The organism is Pseudomonas mandelii, assembly GCF_900106065.1.
In the GTDB taxonomy this organism is placed as follows: domain Bacteria; phylum Pseudomonadota; class Gammaproteobacteria; order Pseudomonadales; family Pseudomonadaceae; genus Aquipseudomonas; species Aquipseudomonas mandelii.
Genome location: NZ_LT629796.1, coordinates 3020117 through 3037850 on the forward strand (window position 1 = coordinate 3020117; position 17734 = coordinate 3037850).

Here is a 17734-nt window from a genome sequence, read left to right on the forward strand (position 1 = left end):
AGCGGGGCAGGATTGCCCGCTCTCTGCTCCGCCAGGAGGAAAGGCCTTGAAAGACCTACTGAATTTGCTGAAAAACCAGGGTCAAGTCGAAGAGTTCGACGCCATCCGTATTGGATTGGCATCGCCTGAGATGATCCGTTCGTGGTCGTTCGGTGAAGTTAAAAAGCCGGAAACCATCAACTACCGTACGTTCAAACCTGAACGTGACGGCCTGTTCTGCGCCAAGATCTTTGGCCCGGTAAAGGATTACGAGTGCCTGTGCGGTAAGTACAAGCGCTTGAAGCACCGTGGCGTGATCTGCGAGAAGTGCGGCGTTGAAGTCGCGCTGGCTAAAGTTCGTCGTGAGCGCATGGCGCACATCGAACTGGCCTCGCCAGTTGCCCACATCTGGTTCTTGAAATCGCTGCCGTCGCGTATCGGCTTGCTGATGGACATGACCCTGCGTGATATCGAACGCGTTCTCTATTTCGAGAGCTATGTCGTTATCGATCCAGGCATGACCACCCTTGAAAAAGGTCAGCTGCTCAACGACGAGCAGTACTTCGAAGCGCTGGAAGAGTTCGGCGACGATTTCGATGCCCGTATGGGTGCCGAAGCTGTCCGTGAACTGCTGCACGCTATCGACCTGGAACACGAGATTGGCCGTCTGCGCGAAGAAATTCCGCAAACCAACTCCGAAACCAAAATCAAAAAGCTGTCCAAGCGTCTGAAGTTGATGGAAGCCTTCCAGGGTTCCGGCAACCTTCCAGAATGGATGGTGCTGACCGTTCTGCCGGTTCTGCCGCCAGATCTGCGTCCACTGGTCCCGCTGGATGGCGGTCGCTTCGCGACTTCCGACCTCAACGATCTGTATCGTCGAGTGATCAACCGTAACAACCGCTTGAAGCGTCTGCTCGATCTGTCCGCTCCGGACATCATCGTGCGCAACGAAAAGCGTATGTTGCAGGAAGCTGTCGATGCACTGCTCGACAACGGTCGTCGTGGCCGCGCTATCACCGGTTCGAACAAGCGTCCTCTGAAATCCCTGGCTGACATGATCAAGGGTAAGCAAGGTCGTTTCCGTCAGAACTTGCTCGGTAAGCGTGTTGACTACTCCGGTCGTTCGGTAATTACCGTAGGTCCGACCCTGCGTCTGCACCAGTGCGGTCTGCCGAAGAAAATGGCCCTCGAGCTGTTCAAGCCGTTCATCTTCGGCAAGCTGGAAATGCGTGGTCTCGCTACCACCATCAAAGCTGCCAAGAAGATGGTCGAGCGCGAGCTGCCAGAGGTTTGGGACGTTCTCGCTGAAGTGATCCGTGAACACCCGGTTCTCCTCAACCGTGCACCGACCCTTCACCGTCTGGGTATCCAGGCGTTTGAACCGGTACTGATCGAAGGTAAGGCTATCCAGCTGCACCCTCTGGTCTGTGCTGCGTACAACGCCGACTTCGACGGCGACCAAATGGCCGTGCACGTACCGCTGACACTGGAAGCCCAGCTGGAAGCGCGTGCGTTGATGATGTCGACCAACAACATTCTGTCGCCAGCCAACGGTGAGCCAATCATCGTTCCGTCGCAGGACGTTGTATTGGGTCTGTACTACATGACTCGTGAAGCGATCAACGCCAAAGGCGAAGGTCGTGTGTTCGCGGATCTGCAAGAAGTTGACCGTGTGTTCCGTGCCGGCGAAGCCGCACTGCACGCCAAGGTCAAAGTGCGGATCAACGAAACCGTCAACGATCGTGATGGTGGCAGCGTCAAGAACACCCGTATCGTCGACACCACTGTCGGCCGTGCGCTGTTGTTCCAGGTTGTTCCACCTGGCCTGTCATACGACGTCGTCAACCAGCCGATGAAGAAAAAGGCGATCTCCAAGCTGATCAACCAGTGCTACCGCGTGGTTGGTTTGAAAGAGACCGTGATCTTCGCTGACCAGTTGATGTACACCGGTTTTGCTTATTCGACCATCTCCGGCGTTTCCATCGGTGTTAACGACTTCGTTATCCCGGATGAAAAAGCCCGCATCATCGGTGCTGCTACCGACGAAGTGAAAGAGATCGAAAGTCAGTACGCCTCCGGCCTGGTAACCCAGGGCGAGAAGTACAACAAAGTGATCGACCTTTGGTCCAAGGCGAACGACGAAGTTTCCAAGGCGATGATGGCCAACCTCTCGAAAGAGAAAGTCATCGACCGTCATGGCGTCGAAGTCGACCAAGAGTCCTTCAACTCGATGTACATGATGGCCGACTCGGGCGCACGGGGTTCTGCTGCGCAGATCCGTCAGCTCGCCGGTATGCGTGGCCTGATGGCCAAGCCGGACGGTTCCATCATCGAAACGCCGATTACTGCGAACTTCCGTGAAGGTTTGAGCGTACTTCAGTACTTCATCTCCACTCACGGTGCTCGTAAAGGTTTGGCGGATACCGCGTTGAAAACTGCGAACTCCGGTTACCTGACTCGTCGTCTGGTAGACGTGGCGCAGGATCTGGTTGTGACCGAGATCGATTGCGGCACCGAACATGGCCTGGTAATGACTCCGCACATTGAAGGCGGTGACGTTGTCGAGCCGTTGGGTGAGCGCGTATTGGGTCGTGTCATTGCTCGTGACGTGTTCAAGCCAGGTACCGAAGAAATCATCGTTCCTGCCGGCACGCTGGTAGACGAGAAGTGGGTCGAGTTCATCGAGCTGAACAGCATCGACGAAGTGATCGTGCGTTCGCCGATCAGCTGCGAAACCCGCTATGGCATTTGCGCCAAGTGCTACGGCCGTGACTTGGCTCGTGGTCACCAGGTGAACATCGGTGAAGCGGTCGGCGTTATCGCTGCCCAGTCCATCGGTGAGCCGGGTACCCAGCTGACCATGCGTACGTTCCACATCGGTGGTGCGGCAAGCCGGACCTCCGCAGCTGATAGCGTTCAGGTGAAGAATGGCGGTACCGTCCGTCTGCATAACCTGAAACACGTTGAGCGAGTGGATGGTTGCCTGGTTGCTGTGTCCCGTTCCGGTGAGCTGGCGATCGCTGATGACTTCGGTCGTGAGCGCGAGCGTTACAAGCTGCCGTACGGTGCTGTGATTTCGGTTAAAGAAGGTGACAAGGTCGACGCTGGCGCAATCGTGGCCAAGTGGGATCCGCACACTCACCCAATCGTTACCGAAATGAAAGGTACCGTGACCTACGTGGGCATGGAAGAAGGCATCACGATCAAGCGTCAGACTGACGAATTGACCGGTATGACCAACATTGAAGTACTCGACGCCAAAGACCGTCCAGCTGCCGGTAAAGATATCCGTCCTGCTGTGAAGATGGTTGATGACAATGGCAAGGATCTCTTGCTGCCGGGTACCGACGTAATTGCTCAGTACTTCCTGCCTGCTAACGCCCTGGTCGGTGTAGCGGACGGCGCGAAAATCGCGATCGGTGATGTTATCGCTCGTATTCCGCAAGAGACTTCGAAAACCCGTGACATCACCGGTGGTCTGCCGCGTGTTGCCGACTTGTTCGAAGCCCGTCGTCCGAAAGAAGCCTCGATTCTGGCTGAAGTCAGCGGCACCATCGCGTTCGGTAAAGAGACCAAAGGCAAGCGCCGTCTGGTCATTACCCCGAACGACGGTAGCGATCCGTATGAAGAGCTGATTCCGAAGTGGCGTCACCTGAACGTCTTCGAAGGCGAACAGGTAAACCGCGGCGAAGTTATCTCCGACGGCCCAAGCGATCCACACGACATCCTGCGTCTGCTGGGTGTGAGTGCGCTGGCCAAGTACATCGTGAACGAGATCCAGGACGTTTATCGTCTGCAAGGCGTGAAGATCAACGATAAGCACATCGAGACCATCCTGCGTCAGATGCTGCGTAAAGTTGAAATCGCTGAATCCGGCGATTCCAGTTTCATCAAGGGCGACCAGATGGAATTGACTCACGTTCTGGTAGAGAACGAGCGTCTGGCTGGCGACGAGAAATTCGTTTCCAAGTTCACTCGCGTGCTGCTGGGTATCACCAAGGCGTCGTTGTCCACCGAATCGTTCATCTCGGCGGCTTCCTTCCAGGAAACCACTCGCGTACTGACCGAAGCGGCGGTAACCGGCAAGCGCGATTACCTGCGCGGCCTGAAAGAAAACGTAGTCGTGGGTCGTCTGATCCCGGCCGGTACCGGTCTGGCTTATCACAGCGAGCGCAAGCGCCGCCGTGATGCTGACAAACCGTTGCGCGTTAGCGCCAGTGAAGTGGAAGCTGCACTGACCGAAGCACTGAACTCGAGCGGTAACTGAGTTCTGCGGTAAATGAGTGTGGGGCCCCGGTCGTTCCGTTCATCGAATCGAGACAATTTGTCGAGGTTGGATGAGCGGGGAGGTCGGGGCCTTGCCTTGACTGGGGACAAGATCCTCTTTAGACTCTTGTACCCCTAAATTTGGCGGGAATTCGTTCCTGCCATTTTGCTTTTCTTGCAAGACAATAGCGTCGCAAGACAACAGTGGAGCTAGTAGATGGCAACTATCAACCAGCTGGTACGTCAGCCGCGTAAGCGTATCGTCGAGAAATCCGACGTGCCTGCGCTGCAGAACTGCCCGCAACGTCGTGGCGTATGCACCCGTGTGTATACCACCACGCCGAAAAAACCTAACTCGGCACTGCGTAAAGTATGCCGTGTGCGTCTGACCAACGGTTTCGAGGTTTCCTCGTACATCGGCGGTGAAGGCCACAACCTGCAAGAGCACAGCGTGGTACTGATCCGCGGCGGTCGTGTAAAAGACTTGCCAGGTGTTCGTTACCACACCGTACGCGGTTCTTTGGATACTTCCGGCGTTAAAGGTCGTAACCAGGGTCGTTCGAAGTACGGTACCAAGAAGCCTAAGTAGTAGCGGCTTTTTGTAAGAACTGATTTTCTATTTTTCTGAGTCGATAAGAGTAAGGTCGGAGGCGTCCCGAAAGGGCACCGATTCCGAGCGAACCTGAAGACCGTTTGAGGGCTTATCCATGCCAAGAAGACGCGTAGCAGCCAAGCGCGAAGTGCTTGACGATCCAAAATACGGCAGCCAGATCCTGGCCAAGTTCATGAACCACGTAATGGAAAGCGGCAAGAAAGCCGTTGCCGAGCGTATCGTTTATGGCGCGCTGGAAAAGGTTAAAGAACGCAAGAACAGCGATCCCCTGGAAATCTTCGAGAAAGCTCTCGACGCCATCGCTCCGCTGGTCGAAGTAAAGTCGCGCCGTGTAGGCGGTGCTACTTACCAGGTTCCGGTCGAAGTTCGTCCGTCCCGTCGTAACGCTCTGGCAATGCGCTGGTTGGTAGACTTCGCCCGTAAGCGCGGCGAGAAGTCTATGGCTCTGCGTTTGGCTGGCGAACTGTTGGACGCTGCTGAAGGCAAAGGTGCTGCAGTTAAGAAGCGTGAAGACGTGCACCGTATGGCTGAAGCCAACAAGGCTTTCTCGCACTACCGCTTCTAATTTTAGCGTCACTAATTTTGCGAGGGCTTTATGGCTCGTACTACACCGATTAATCGCTACCGTAACATTGGTATCGTTGCTCACGTGGATGCTGGTAAAACCACCACCACCGAGCGCGTCCTTTTTTACACTGGCAAAAGTCACAAAATGGGCGAGGTGCATGACGGCGCCGCGACCACAGACTGGATGGTGCAGGAGCAGGAGCGTGGTATTACCATTACTTCTGCTGCTATTACCGCCTTCTGGCAGGGTTCCGAGAAGCAGCACAAAGACCAGTATCGCTTCAACGTCATCGACACCCCGGGCCACGTTGACTTCACTATTGAAGTTGAGCGTTCCTTGCGTGTTCTCGACGGCGCGGTCGTTGTGTTCTGCGGCACCTCGGGTGTTGAGCCTCAGTCGGAAACCGTATGGCGTCAGGCCAACAAGTACGGCGTTCCACGTCTTGTTTATGTAAACAAGATGGACCGTGCTGGTGCGAACTTCCTGCGCGTGATCGGTCAGATCAAACAGCGTCTGGGTCACACCCCGGTTCCAATCCAGTTGGCTATCGGTTCCGAAGACAACTTCCAGGGTCAGATCGACCTGATGGCTATGGAAGCTGTTTACTGGAATGATTCTGACAAAGGCATGGTTCCAGTTCGCAAGCCTATCCCTGCAGAACTGCAGGAACTGGCTGACGAATGGCGCGGCAATATGGTTGAAGCTGCGGCTGAAGCCAGCGAAGAGCTGATGAACAAGTACCTCGAAGGTGAAGAACTCACCAACGCGGAAATCAAGGCCGCTCTGCGTCAGCGTACTATCGCTGGTGAGATTGTTCTGGCTGTTTGCGGTTCTTCCTTCAAGAACAAGGGTGTTCCCCTGGTTCTCGACGCCGTGATCGACTACCTGCCTGCTCCTACCGACATTCCTGCCATCAAGGGTACAGACCCGGATGACGAGACCAAGGAAATGGAGCGTCACGCAGACGACAGCGAGCCGTTCTCGGCTCTGGCGTTCAAGATCGCTACCGACCCATTCGTGGGTACCTTGACTTTCGTTCGAGTTTACTCGGGCGTGTTGGCCTCCGGCGACGGCGTGATCAACTCGGTTAAAGGCAAGAAAGAGCGTGTGGGTCGTATGGTGCAAATGCACGCAAACGCCCGTGAAGAAATCAAGGAAGTACGCGCTGGTGACATCGCGGCCTTGATCGGCATGAAGGACGTCACCACTGGTGAGACTTTGTGCAACGCTGACAAGCCAATCATCCTGGTTCGCATGGACTTCCCGGAGCCGGTTATTTCGGTTGCCGTAGAGCCTAAGACCAAGGATGACCAGGAAAAAATGGGTATCGCTCTGGGCAAGCTCGCTCAGGAAGATCCATCTTTCCGCGTCAAGACTGATGAAGAGACTGGTCAAACGATCATCTCCGGCATGGGCGAGTTGCACCTGGACATCCTGGTTGACCGGATGCGCCGTGAGTTCAACGTCGAAGCCAACATCGGTAAGCCACAAGTTTCGTACCGTGAGCGCATCACGAAGAGCTGCGAAATTGAAGGCAAGTTCGTTCGTCAGTCCGGCGGTCGTGGCCAGTTCGGTCACTGCTGGATTCGTTTTGCTCCTGCTGACGAAGGTCAGGAAGGTCTGCAATTCCTGAACGAAGTAGTGGGTGGTGTGGTTCCTAAGGAATACATCCCGGCTATCCAGAAGGGTATCGAAGAGCAGATGAAGAACGGCGTTGTGGCCGGCTATCCGCTGATCGGCCTGAAGGCTACCGTGTTTGATGGTTCTTACCACGACGTCGACTCCAACGAGATGGCGTTTAAGGTGGCTGCTTCCATGGCAACCAAGCAACTGGCCCAGAAGGGCGGTGGTGAGTTGCTTGAGCCGATCATGGCGGTAGAGGTTGTTACACCTGAAGACTATATGGGTGACGTGATGGGCGACCTTAACCGTCGTCGCGGCATGATCCTGGGTATGGAAGACACGGTCTCCGGCAAAGTAATTCGTGCTGAGGTTCCGCTGGGCGAGATGTTCGGTTATGCAACTGACGTCCGTTCCATGTCCCAAGGTCGCGCAAGCTACTCTATGGAATTCAAAAAATACAATACGGCTCCGTCGCACATCGTCGAAACCGTTACCAAAAAACAAGGCTGATTCAGCCCCTTTAGGCTAGGAGTTAATTGTCGTGGCTAAAGAAAAATTTGACCGTACCCTCCCGCACGTCAACGTTGGCACCATCGGTCACGTCGACCACGGTAAAACCACGCTGACCGCTGCTCTGACTCGCGTCTGCTCCGAAGTTTTCGGTTCGGCCGTTGTTGCTTTCGACAAAATCGACAGCGCTCCGGAAGAAAAGGCTCGTGGTATCACCATCAACACCGCGCACGTTGAATACAACTCGCTGATCCGTCACTACGCTCACGTTGACTGCCCAGGTCACGCTGACTACGTGAAGAACATGATCACCGGTGCTGCTCAGATGGACGGCGCTATCCTGGTTTGCTCGGCCGCTGATGGTCCGATGCCACAAACCCGTGAGCACATCCTGCTGTCCCGTCAGGTTGGCGTTCCGTACATCGTTGTCTTCCTGAACAAGGCTGACATGGTTGACGACGCTGAGCTGCTGGAACTGGTTGAGATGGAAGTGCGCGACCTGCTGAGCACTTACGACTTCCCAGGTGACGACACTCCGATCATCATCGGTTCGGCTCTGATGGCTCTGAACGGCCAAGACGACAACGAAATGGGCACCACTGCCGTTCGTAAGCTGGTTGAGACTCTGGACAGCTACATTCCAGATCCAGTTCGCGTTATCGACAAGCCGTTCCTGATGCCAATCGAAGACGTATTCTCGATCTCCGGTCGCGGTACTGTTGTAACTGGCCGTATCGAGCGCGGTATCGTCAAGGTTCAGGATCCACTGGAAATCGTTGGTCTGCGTGACACTACCGTCACCACCTGCACCGGTGTTGAAATGTTCCGTAAGCTGCTCGACGAAGGTCGTGCTGGCGAGAACTGCGGCGTTCTGCTGCGTGGTACCAAGCGTGACGACGTTGAGCGTGGCCAGGTTCTGGTTAAGCCAGGTTCGGTCAAGCCGCACACCAAGTTCGAAGCTGAAGTCTACGTTCTGAGCAAAGAAGAAGGCGGTCGTCACACTCCGTTCTTCAAAGGCTACCGTCCACAGTTCTACTTCCGTACTACTGACGTGACTGGTAACTGCGAACTGCCGGAAGGCGTTGAAATGGTAATGCCAGGCGACAACATCAAAATGGTTGTCACCCTGATCAAGACCATCGCAATGGAAGACGGTCTGCGTTTCGCTATCCGTGAAGGCGGTCGTACCGTCGGCGCTGGCGTCGTAGCCAAAATCATCGAGTAAGCTCTTTTCGAGTTGGCTTTGATGAATTGAAAAAGCCCCCGCTTAGCGGGGGCTTTTTTATTGGGTTGACACCTATATGGGGCGTCTATAGAATTGCGCCTCCTTTTAACGGGCGTATTGCGCTCGGTGGGAATAGCAGCCGGAGTCTGAAATCCAATGCAAAATCAGCAAATCCGTATCAGGTTGAAGGCTTTTGACCATCGCCTGATCGACCAATCCACCCAGGAAATCGTGGAAACCGCGAAACGTACTGGTGCTCAAGTGCGTGGTCCAATTCCACTGCCTACCCGTAAAGAGCGGTTCACCGTTCTGGTCTCCCCGCACGTCAACAAAGACGCGCGTGACCAGTACGAGATCCGTACTCATAAGCGCGTACTGGACATCGTCCAGCCAACGGATAAAACCGTTGATGCTCTTATGAAGCTTGATCTGGCGGCCGGTGTGGAAGTACAGATCAGCCTCGGCTAAGACTCGGTCTTAGTCGTGTAACGCTCTGAAATGGGCGGCCATAGCGGGTGAAAGCCCCGTACACTCATGAGGTTTACAACATGACTATTGGTGTAGTCGGTCGTAAATGCGGTATGACCCGTATTTTCACCGAAGAAGGTGTCTCCATTCCGGTCACGGTCATTGAGATCGAGCCGAATCGCGTCACCCAGTTCAAAACTGAAGAGACCGATGGCTATCGTGCAGTGCAAGTCACTGTAGGCGAGCGTCGTGCTTCGCGTGTTACAGCCGCTCAAGCTGGCCACTTCGCTAAAGCGAACGTTGCCGCTGGTCGTACCGTAATGGAATTCCGCCTTGAAGAAGGCGAGTACCAGGCCGGCGATCTGATCAACGCTGAAATCTTCGCCGCTGGTCAACTGGTTGATGTAACCGGTCAGTCCAAGGGTAAAGGCTTCCAGGGTACGATCAAGCGTTGGAACTTCCGCGGGCAAGATAATACCCACGGTAACTCCGTGTCCCACCGCGTTCCAGGCTCTATCGGCCAGTGCCAGACTCCTGGTCGTGTATTCAAGGGCAAAAAAATGTCCGGTCATATGGGCGCTGAGCGCGTGACCGTGCAGTCCCTCGAAGTAGTGCGCGTGGACGCTGAACGCAATCTGTTGTTGGTCAAGGGCGCTGTTCCTGGCGCTACTGGCGGCAACTTGGTTGTACGTCCAGCAGCCAAGGCTCGCGGTTAAGGGGAAGCTGACATGCAATTAAATGTAAATGACGCTCAAGCGATCGAAGTTTCCGAACTGACATTTGGCGGCGAATTCAACGAGACGCTGGTTCACCAAGCAGTCGTGGCCTACATGGCCGGCGGCCGTCAAGGTAGCAAGCAGCAAAAGACCCGTTCCGACGTTCGTGGTGGCGGTAAGCGCCCATGGCGTCAGAAAGGTACTGGCCGTGCTCGTGCCGGTACTATCCGTAGCCCAATCTGGCGTGGCGGCGGTACCACTTTCGCAGCACGTCCTCAGGATCACACCCAGAAGCTGAACAAGAAGATGTATCGCGCAGCAATGCGTTCCATCCTTGCTGAGCTGGTGCGTACTGATCGTCTGGTTGTGGTTCAGGACTTCGCTGTTGATGCACCGAAGACCAAAGATCTGCTGAACAAACTGACCGGCATGGGCCTGACTGACGTCTTGATCGTGTCTGAAGTAGTTGATCAGAACCTGTACCTGGCTGCTCGTAACCTGCCACACGTTGATGTACGTGACGTGCAAGGTTCCGATCCAGTTAGTCTGATCGCATACGACAAGGTGTTGATCACCGTGTCGGCCGTGAAGAAATTCGAGGAGCTGCTGGGATGAACCAGGAACGCGTATTTAAAGTTCTGCTTGGCCCGCACGTTTCCGAGAAGGCTACGGTTCTGGCTGACAAGAAAGGCCAGTTCGTTTTCAAGGTTGCAACTGACGCAACCAAGCTGGAAATCAAGAAGGCCGTCGAAAGCCTGTTCAGCGTGAAAGTAGAGCGTGTTACTACCCTGAATGTTCTGGGTAAGAGCAAGCGCACTGCTCGCGGTCTGGGCAAGCGTAATGACTGGAAGAAGGCAGTTATCTCCCTTCAGCCAGGCCAAGATCTCGATTTCAGCAGCAGTGCTGAGTAAGGAAGGGGTGCATCATGGCAATCGTTAAATGCAAACCGACTTCCCCTGGCCGCCGTTTTGTGGTCAAGGTGGTCAACCAGGAGCTGCATAAAGGCGCTCCTCACGCACCGCTGCTCGAGAAAAAATCGAAGACTGGTGGTCGTAACAACAATGGTCGCATTACCACTCGTCACATCGGTGGTGGCCATAAGCAGCATTATCGTCTGGTCGATTTCCGTCGCAACGACAAAGATGGCATCTCTGCCACTGTCGAGCGTATCGAATACGATCCAAACCGTACTGCTCACATCGCTCTGCTGCTGTACGCAGATGGCGAGCGTCGCTACATCATCGCCCCTAAAGGCGTGAGTGCTGGCGACCAGCTGATCGCAGGTGCTTTGGCGCCGATCAAGCCGGGCAACGCTCTGCAACTGCGTAACATTCCAGTTGGTAGCACCGTACACGGCATCGAATTGAAGCCAGGTAAAGGCGCGCAAATCGCTCGTTCCGCTGGTGCTTCGGCTCAGCTGATCGCTCGTGAAGGTGTCTACGTGACCCTGCGTCTGCGTTCTGGTGAGATGCGTAAAGTGCTGGCTGAATGCCGCGCGACCCTGGGTGAAGTCTCGAACTCCGAGCACAGCCTGCGTTCGCTGGGTAAAGCTGGTGCCAAACGCTGGCGTGGCGTTCGCCCAACCGTTCGTGGTGTTGCCATGAACCCGGTTGACCACCCACATGGTGGTGGTGAAGGTCGTACCTCTGGTGGTCGTCATCCGGTATCGCCATGGGGCTTCCCGACTAAGGGCGCGAAGACTCGTGGTAATAAGCGTACCGACAAAATGATCGTCCGTCGTCGCAAGTAAATAGAGGGATACGACAGTGCCACGTTCTCTGAAAAAAGGTCCTTTTATTGATCTTCACCTACTGAAGAAGATCGAAGTGGCGGCGGAAAAGAACGATCGCAAACCAGTTAAAACCTGGTCGCGTCGTTCGATGATCCTGCCACAAATGGTCGGTCTGACCATTGCAGTTCATAACGGTCGTCAACATGTTCCAGTTCTCGTGAACGAAGACATGGTCGGCCACAAACTAGGCGAGTTTGCCGGTACCCGCACATATCGTGGGCACGTGGCAGACAAGAAAGCCAAGCGTTAAGGGGTAAGGAACGATGGAAGTAGCCGCTAAGTTGTCGGGCGCTCGAATCTCCGCCCAGAAAGCCCGCTTGGTCGCCGACCAGATCCGCGGGAAGAAGGTGGGCGAAGCGCTCAACCTGTTGGCTTTCAGCAGTAAGAAAGCCGCCGAGATCATGAAGAAAGTGCTGGAGTCGGCCGTAGCCAACGCCGAGCATAACGAAGGCGCAGACGTTGATGACCTCAAGGTCAGCACCGTTTTCGTCAACGAAGGGCGTTCGCTGAAGCGAATCATGCCACGTGCCAAAGGCCGTGCTGATCGCATCGTCAAGCGGTCTTGCCATATCACTGTCAAGGTTGCTGACAAGTAACGGAGTCGAAGAGATGGGTCAGAAAGTACATCCCATTGGCATTCGCCTGGGAATCGTCAAGGAACACACCTCCGTCTGGTACGCAGACGGTCGGACTTATGCGGACTATTTGTTCGCTGATCTGAAGGTGCGTGAGTATCTCCAAGACAAACTAAAAAGCGCGTCCGTAAGCCGTATCGATATCCATCGTCCGGCTCAAACTGCACGTATCACCATCCACACCGCTCGTCCAGGTATCGTTATCGGGAAGAAAGGTGAAGATGTTGAGAAACTGCGTCAGGACCTGACCAAACAAATGGGTGTGCCTGTGCACATCAATATCGAAGAAATCCGCAAGCCGGAACTCGACGGTATGTTGGTTGCGCAGAGCGTAGCTCAGCAGCTGGAGCGTCGCGTAATGTTCCGTCGCGCTATGAAGCGCGCTGTACAAAACGCCATGCGCATTGGTGCCAAAGGCATCAAAATCCAAGTGAGCGGTCGTCTCGGCGGTGCTGAAATCGCACGTACTGAATGGTATCGCGAAGGTCGTGTGCCACTGCACACCCTGCGTGCCGACATCGACTATGCCAACTACGAAGCTCACACCACTTACGGTGTGATCGGTGTAAAGGTTTGGATCTTCAAAGGCGAAGTAATTGGTGGTCGCCAAGAAGAACTGAAACCACAAGCACCAGCGCCTCGTAAAAAAGCTGCTAAGTAAGGGGTACGCCAAATGTTGCAACCAAAGCGTACGAAGTTCCGCAAGCAGATGACAGGCCACAACCGTGGTCTGGCTCAGCGCGGTAGCAAAGTCAGCTTCGGCGAGTTCGCGCTGAAGTCTGTAGCTCGTGGTCGTCTCACCGCTCGTCAGATCGAGTCAGCGCGTCGTGCTCTGACCCGTCACGTTAAACGTGGCGGCAAGATCTGGATCCGTGTATTCCCGGACAAGCCTATTTCCAAAAAGCCACTCGAAGTTCGGATGGGTAAAGGTAAGGGTAGTGTGGAGTACTGGGTTGCCCAGATTCAGCCAGGCAAAGTCCTGTATGAAATCGAGGGTGTTTCTGAAGAGCTGGCGCGTGAGGCTTTTGCCCTGGCTGCTGCAAAGCTGCCGCTCGCCACCGCCTTTGTTAAACGGACGGTGATGTGATGAAAGCGAATGAACTTCGTGAAAAATCCGCACAGCAGCTGAACGAGCAACTGCTCGGCTTGCTGCGCGACCAGTTCAATCTGCGTATGCAGAAAGCAACTGGCCAGTTGGGGCAGTCTCATCTGCTCTCGCAAGTTAAGCGTGACATCGCTCGCGTGAAGACTGTGCTCAACCAGCAGGCAGGTAAGTAATCATGGCTGAAGCCGAAAAAACTGTCCGTACGCTGACTGGCCGTGTTGTCAGCGACAAGATGGACAAAACCATCACCGTTCTGATCGAGCGTCGCGTTAAGCACCCGATCTACGGTAAATACGTTAAGCGTTCGACTAAGCTGCACGCGCACGACGAAACCAATCAGTGCCACATCGGCGACAAAGTCACTATTCGTGAAACTCGTCCTTTGGCCAAGACCAAGTCTTGGGCGCTGGTTGATGTTCTCGAACGCGCTGTGGAAGTCTAAGGACTAGGGGTCGGAGAAATTATATGATTCAGACTCAATCCATGCTCGATGTGGCCGATAACAGCGGCGCTCGCCGTGTTATGTGCATCAAGGTGCTGGGTGGCTCCCATCGTCGTTACGCTGGTATCGGTGACATCATCAAAGTTACCGTCAAGGAAGCAATTCCTCGCGGTAAAGTGAAAAAAGGCCAAGTGATGACTGCTGTTGTAGTCCGCACTCGTCACGGTGTACGCCGTGCTGATGGCTCCATTATCCGCTTTGATGGCAACGCTGCTGTTCTTCTGAACAACAAGCAAGAGCCGATCGGCACCCGTATCTTTGGGCCAGTGACCCGTGAACTTCGTACTGAGAAGTTCATGAAGATCGTCTCGCTCGCCCCAGAAGTGCTGTAAGGAGATCCGACATGCAAAAGATTCGTCGTGACGACGAGATCATCGTGATCGCCGGCAAAGACAAAGGTAAGCGCGGTAAGGTGCTTAAGGTTCTCGCTAATAACCGTCTGGTTATTGGTGGTCTGAACCTGGTTAAGCGTCATACCAAGCCTAACCCGATGTCGGGCGTACAAGGCGGTATCGTCGAAAAAGAAGCTCCACTGGACGCTTCTAACGTCGCCATTTTCAACGGCGAAACCAACAAGGCTGACCGCGTTGGTTTCAAAGTAGAAGATGGCAAGAAAATTCGTGTCTTCAAGTCGACCCAAAAAGCGGTTGATGCTTGAACACTGCTAGGTAGAAGACCATGGCACGACTAAAAGAGATTTACTGGAAGGAAATCGCACCGAAGCTTAAGGAAGAACTTAAGCTTTCGAACGTGATGGAAGTTCCACGCGTTACCAAAATCACCCTGAACATGGGTCTGGGCGAAGCTGTCGGTGACAAAAAAGTCATCGAGCACGCTGTTGCCGACCTGGAAAAGATCACCGGTCAGAAAGTCGTTGTGACTTACGCTCGGAAATCCATCGCTGGCTTTAAAGTCCGTGAAGGTTGGCCGATCGGCGTCAAAGTGACTCTGCGCCGTGAGCGTATGTACGAGTTTCTGGATCGTCTGCTGTCGATCTCCCTGCCTCGGGTTCGCGACTTCCGCGGCCTGAATGCCAAGTCCTTCGATGGTCGTGGTAACTACAGCATGGGCGTTAAAGAGCAGATCATCTTCCCGGAAATCGACTACGACAAGATCGATGCTCTCCGCGGTCTGGACATTACCCTGACCACCACTGCCAAGAACGATGATGAAGGTCGCGCCCTGTTGCGTGCTTTCAAATTCCCGTTCCGCAACTGATTGGAGTAGGAAAATGGCCAAGATGAGCATGAAAAACCGCGAGCTGAAGCGTCAGCTCACGGTTGCCAAGTACGCCAAAAAGCGTGCAGCACTGAAAGCTATCATCGTTGATCTGAACGCAAGTCCAGAAGCACGTTGGGAAGCTACAGTAGCTCTGCAGAAGCAGCCACGTGACGCAAGCGCCTCGCGCATGCGTAACCGCTGCCGCCTGACCGGTCGTCCACACGGCGTTTACCGCAAGTTCGGCCTCGGCCGTAACAAACTGCGTGAAGCTGCAATGCGTGGTGACGTACCTGGTCTGGTTAAAGCCAGCTGGTAAGCACTATCAAAGTCTCGGTGTTCGGGATCGCAAGATCCTGACCACCGGTGACCTTGAACTTGAATCAAGCCCCTTTTGGGGCTTGATTCATTTGTGGGGTGTGTCTAGAATACCCGGCTCGCCTGAGCCCGTGCTTTTTCCGCATGGATGAGCTCGGCGACAAGTAGTAGCCGCAAGGCTAATTTTTTTGTATTAGGAGCGTCTAGCCCATGAGTATGCAGGACCCGTTAGCGGACATGCTAACTCGAATCCGTAATGCCCAGATGGCTGAAAAGTCCGTCGTAAGCATGCCATCTTCTACTTTGAAGGTAGCTGTTGCCAAAGTCCTGAAGGACGAAGGTTACATTGCGGGTTATCAGATCAGCAGCGAAATCAAGCCACTGCTGTCCATCGAGCTGAAGTACTTCGAAGGCCGTCCGGTCATCGAGGAAGTGAAGCGCGTTAGCCGTCCAGGCCTGCGTCAGTACAAGTCCGTCGATGATCTGCCAAAAGTTCGTGGCGGTCTCGGTGTGTCTATCGTCTCCACCAACAAAGGTGTGATGACGGATCGTGCTGCGCGCGCTGCCGGTGTCGGCGGCGAAGTTCTTTGCACTGTGTTCTAAGGGGGGATAAGCATGTCACGCGTCGCTAAGAACCCCGTTAAGCTGCCAGCCGGTGTCGAAGTAAAATTCGCAGGCCAACAGCTTTCGGTGAAGGGTGCCAAGGGCACTCTCGAACTGAACATCCATTCGTCCGTTGAGATCGTTGAAGAAGCTGGTGAGCTGCGTTTCGCTGCTCGCAATGGCGATCAACAAACTCGCGCAATGGCTGGTACCACTCGTGCGTTGGTAAACAACATGGTCCAAGGCGTAAGCCAAGGCTTCGAGCGTAAGCTCCAGCTGGTCGGTGTTGGTTACAAAGCGCAAGCAAAAGGCACAGTGCTGAACCTGGCTCTTGGCTTCTCGCATCCAGTGGATTATGAACTGCCGGAAGGCATCACCGCTGAGACTCCTAGCCAGACCGATATCCTGATCAAGGGCATCGATAAGCAGCTGGTAGGTCAAGTGGCCGCCGAGATCCGCGACTTCCGTCCACCAGAGCCGTACAAAGGCAAAGGTGTGCGCTACGCGGACGAAGTCGTCCGTCGTAAAGAAGCCAAGAAGAAGTAGGGCATAGCAAATGACCGACAAAAAAGTTACTCGACTGCGTCGCGCTCGCAAAGCACGCCTGAAAATGCACGAACTCGAAGTCGTGCGTCTCTGCGTGTTCCGCTCGTCGCAGCACATCTACGCCCAGGTCATTTCGGCCGACGGCAACAAAGTCCTGGCATCTGCCTCGACTTTGGATAAAGAACTGCGTGATGGCGCCACTGGCAACATCGACGCGGCCACTAAGGTTGGCCAGCTGGTCGCTACGCGTGCAAAAGCCGCTGGCGTCTCGCAGGTGGCTTTCGACCGCTCTGGCTTCAAGTACCACGGCCGCGTCAAGGCGCTGGCTGATGCTGCTCGTGAAGCTGGGCTGGAGTTCTAAGTTATGTCAAATAACGACCAAAAGCGCGACGAAGGCTACATTGAGAAGCTGGTTCAAGTTAACCGCGTAGCCAAAACCGTTAAAGGCGGCCGTATCTTCACTTTCACCGCGTTGACCGTGGTAGGTGATGGTAAAGGGCGTGTTGGCTTCGGCCGTGGCAAGTCACGTGAAGTGCCTGCTGCGATCCAGAAGGCAATGGAAGCTGCTCGTCGCAACATGATCCAAGTTGATCTGAACGGCACCACTCTGCAGTACGCAATGAAGTCCGGTCACGGCGCTTCGAAGGTGTACATGCAGCCTGCTTCTGAAGGTACCGGTATCATCGCTGGCGGCGCTATGCGTGCTGTCCTCGAAGTTGCTGGCGTTCAGAACGTTCTGGCCAAGTGCTACGGCTCGACTAACCCGGTAAACGTGGTTCACGCCACTTTCAAAGGTTTGAAAGCTATGCAGTCTCCTGAATCCATTGCCGCCAAGCGTGGCAAAAGCGTCAAGGAGATCTTCTGATCATGGCTACCGTTAAAGTTACGCTGATCAAAAGCATGACCGGCCGCATCCCTAACCACAAACTGTGCGTTAAGGGTCTGGGTCTGCGTCGCATCGGTCACACTGTAGAAGTACTTGATACTCCCGAGAATCGCGGGATGATCAACAAGGCTTACTACATGCTGCGTGTCGAGGGTTAATCG

General features: G+C 54.6%; 25 protein-coding genes. All 25 read left to right on the forward strand.

The genetic code is table 11. The features are described from left to right. Window positions 1–46 precede the first annotated feature (46 nt). The 25 genes from rpoC to rpmD all read left to right on the forward strand — a co-directional run bounded on the left by rpoC (window position 47) and on the right by rpmD (window position 17731). Window positions 47–4246 (forward strand): DNA-directed RNA polymerase subunit beta', encoded by a 4200-nt coding sequence (gene rpoC, locus BLU63_RS13765; RefSeq protein WP_007896632.1) that lies wholly within the window; start codon window positions 47–49, stop codon window positions 4244–4246. Between the two features lie 216 nt (window positions 4247–4462). After that, window positions 4463–4834 (forward strand): 30S ribosomal protein S12, encoded by a 372-nt coding sequence (gene rpsL / locus BLU63_RS13770; RefSeq protein ID WP_002555494.1) that lies wholly within the window; start codon window positions 4463–4465, stop codon window positions 4832–4834. Between the two features lie 118 nt (window positions 4835–4952). After that, window positions 4953–5423, forward strand: coding sequence for a 30S ribosomal protein S7 (rpsG, locus tag BLU63_RS13775; protein ID WP_002555493.1), 471 nt, complete (start codon window positions 4953–4955; stop codon window positions 5421–5423). Between the two features lie 30 nt (window positions 5424–5453). Further along, the gene (gene fusA / locus BLU63_RS13780) at window positions 5454–7559 is read left to right on the forward strand and encodes an elongation factor G (RefSeq protein WP_083375647.1); all 2106 of its coding nucleotides are present in this window, start codon (window positions 5454–5456) and stop codon (window positions 7557–7559) included. Window positions 7560–7590: 31 nt separating this feature from the next. After that, a complete protein-coding gene (tuf, locus tag BLU63_RS13785; RefSeq protein ID WP_007896660.1) occupies window positions 7591–8784 on the forward strand; it encodes an elongation factor Tu in 1194 nt (397 codons plus the stop codon). A gap of 156 nt (window positions 8785–8940) precedes the next feature. Next, complete coding sequence (rpsJ, locus tag BLU63_RS13790) at window positions 8941–9252, forward strand: 30S ribosomal protein S10 (protein ID WP_003186070.1); 312 nt, start codon at window positions 8941–8943, stop codon at window positions 9250–9252. A gap of 80 nt (window positions 9253–9332) precedes the next feature. Then, a complete protein-coding gene (rplC, locus tag BLU63_RS13795) occupies window positions 9333–9968 on the forward strand; it encodes a 50S ribosomal protein L3 (RefSeq protein WP_003186059.1) in 636 nt (211 codons plus the stop codon). A 12-nt stretch (window positions 9969–9980) separates the two neighbouring features. Next, a complete protein-coding gene (gene rplD / locus BLU63_RS13800) occupies window positions 9981–10583 on the forward strand; it encodes a 50S ribosomal protein L4 (RefSeq protein WP_007896707.1) in 603 nt (200 codons plus the stop codon). Beyond that, window positions 10580–10879 (forward strand): 50S ribosomal protein L23, encoded by a 300-nt coding sequence (gene rplW / locus BLU63_RS13805; RefSeq protein WP_002555488.1) that lies wholly within the window; start codon window positions 10580–10582, stop codon window positions 10877–10879. The genes rplD and rplW overlap by 4 nt, the downstream gene beginning before the upstream one ends. A gap of 14 nt (window positions 10880–10893) precedes the next feature. Further along, window positions 10894–11718, forward strand: a complete 825-nt coding sequence (gene rplB, locus BLU63_RS13810; protein ID WP_003176423.1) for a 50S ribosomal protein L2 — start codon at window positions 10894–10896, stop codon at window positions 11716–11718. 16 nt (window positions 11719–11734) lie between these two features. Continuing rightward, a complete protein-coding gene (gene rpsS, locus BLU63_RS13815) occupies window positions 11735–12010 on the forward strand; it encodes a 30S ribosomal protein S19 (RefSeq protein WP_002555486.1) in 276 nt (91 codons plus the stop codon). A 13-nt stretch (window positions 12011–12023) separates the two neighbouring features. After that, window positions 12024–12356 carry a 50S ribosomal protein L22 gene (rplV, locus tag BLU63_RS13820; protein WP_003103908.1) on the forward strand — a complete coding sequence of 111 codons (333 nt, stop codon included), beginning with the start codon at window positions 12024–12026 and terminating at the stop codon, window positions 12354–12356. A 13-nt stretch (window positions 12357–12369) separates the two neighbouring features. Then, window positions 12370–13056: a 30S ribosomal protein S3 gene (rpsC, locus tag BLU63_RS13825; RefSeq protein WP_003176422.1), complete on the forward strand. Its 687-nt coding sequence runs from the start codon at window positions 12370–12372 to the stop codon at window positions 13054–13056. A 12-nt stretch (window positions 13057–13068) separates the two neighbouring features. Further along, on the forward strand, window positions 13069–13482 hold the full coding sequence (gene rplP / locus BLU63_RS13830; RefSeq protein ID WP_007896757.1) for a 50S ribosomal protein L16: 414 nt from the start codon (window positions 13069–13071) through the stop codon (window positions 13480–13482). After that, the gene (gene rpmC / locus BLU63_RS13835) at window positions 13482–13673 is read left to right on the forward strand and encodes a 50S ribosomal protein L29 (protein ID WP_002555481.1); all 192 of its coding nucleotides are present in this window, start codon (window positions 13482–13484) and stop codon (window positions 13671–13673) included. Before rplP ends, rpmC begins: the two co-directional genes overlap by 1 nt. Window positions 13674–13675: 2 nt before the next feature. Beyond that, the gene (rpsQ, locus tag BLU63_RS13840; protein WP_003176419.1) at window positions 13676–13942 is read left to right on the forward strand and encodes a 30S ribosomal protein S17; all 267 of its coding nucleotides are present in this window, start codon (window positions 13676–13678) and stop codon (window positions 13940–13942) included. A 23-nt stretch (window positions 13943–13965) separates the two neighbouring features. Next, a complete protein-coding gene (rplN, locus tag BLU63_RS13845; protein WP_002555479.1) occupies window positions 13966–14334 on the forward strand; it encodes a 50S ribosomal protein L14 in 369 nt (122 codons plus the stop codon). A gap of 11 nt (window positions 14335–14345) precedes the next feature. Beyond that, window positions 14346–14660 (forward strand): 50S ribosomal protein L24, encoded by a 315-nt coding sequence (gene rplX, locus BLU63_RS13850; RefSeq protein WP_003176416.1) that lies wholly within the window; start codon window positions 14346–14348, stop codon window positions 14658–14660. A gap of 20 nt (window positions 14661–14680) precedes the next feature. After that, window positions 14681–15220, forward strand: a complete 540-nt coding sequence (rplE, locus tag BLU63_RS13855) for a 50S ribosomal protein L5 (protein WP_003176415.1) — start codon at window positions 14681–14683, stop codon at window positions 15218–15220. Between the two features lie 13 nt (window positions 15221–15233). Beyond that, entirely contained in the window at window positions 15234–15539 is a 306-nt protein-coding gene (rpsN, locus tag BLU63_RS13860) for a 30S ribosomal protein S14 (RefSeq protein WP_003176414.1), read from the forward strand. A gap of 209 nt (window positions 15540–15748) precedes the next feature. Continuing rightward, entirely contained in the window at window positions 15749–16141 is a 393-nt protein-coding gene (gene rpsH / locus BLU63_RS13865; protein WP_003186040.1) for a 30S ribosomal protein S8, read from the forward strand. Window positions 16142–16153: 12 nt separating this feature from the next. Continuing rightward, window positions 16154–16687, forward strand: coding sequence for a 50S ribosomal protein L6 (gene rplF, locus BLU63_RS13870; RefSeq protein ID WP_003176412.1), 534 nt, complete (start codon window positions 16154–16156; stop codon window positions 16685–16687). 10 nt (window positions 16688–16697) lie between these two features. Continuing rightward, window positions 16698–17048 carry a 50S ribosomal protein L18 gene (gene rplR, locus BLU63_RS13875; protein WP_003186037.1) on the forward strand — a complete coding sequence of 117 codons (351 nt, stop codon included), beginning with the start codon at window positions 16698–16700 and terminating at the stop codon, window positions 17046–17048. 3 nt (window positions 17049–17051) lie between these two features. Continuing rightward, the gene (gene rpsE / locus BLU63_RS13880) at window positions 17052–17552 is read left to right on the forward strand and encodes a 30S ribosomal protein S5 (RefSeq protein ID WP_007943782.1); all 501 of its coding nucleotides are present in this window, start codon (window positions 17052–17054) and stop codon (window positions 17550–17552) included. A 2-nt stretch (window positions 17553–17554) separates the two neighbouring features. Next, a complete protein-coding gene (rpmD, locus tag BLU63_RS13885) occupies window positions 17555–17731 on the forward strand; it encodes a 50S ribosomal protein L30 (RefSeq protein ID WP_003186033.1) in 177 nt (58 codons plus the stop codon). The last annotated feature ends 3 nt before the right edge of the window (window positions 17732–17734 follow it).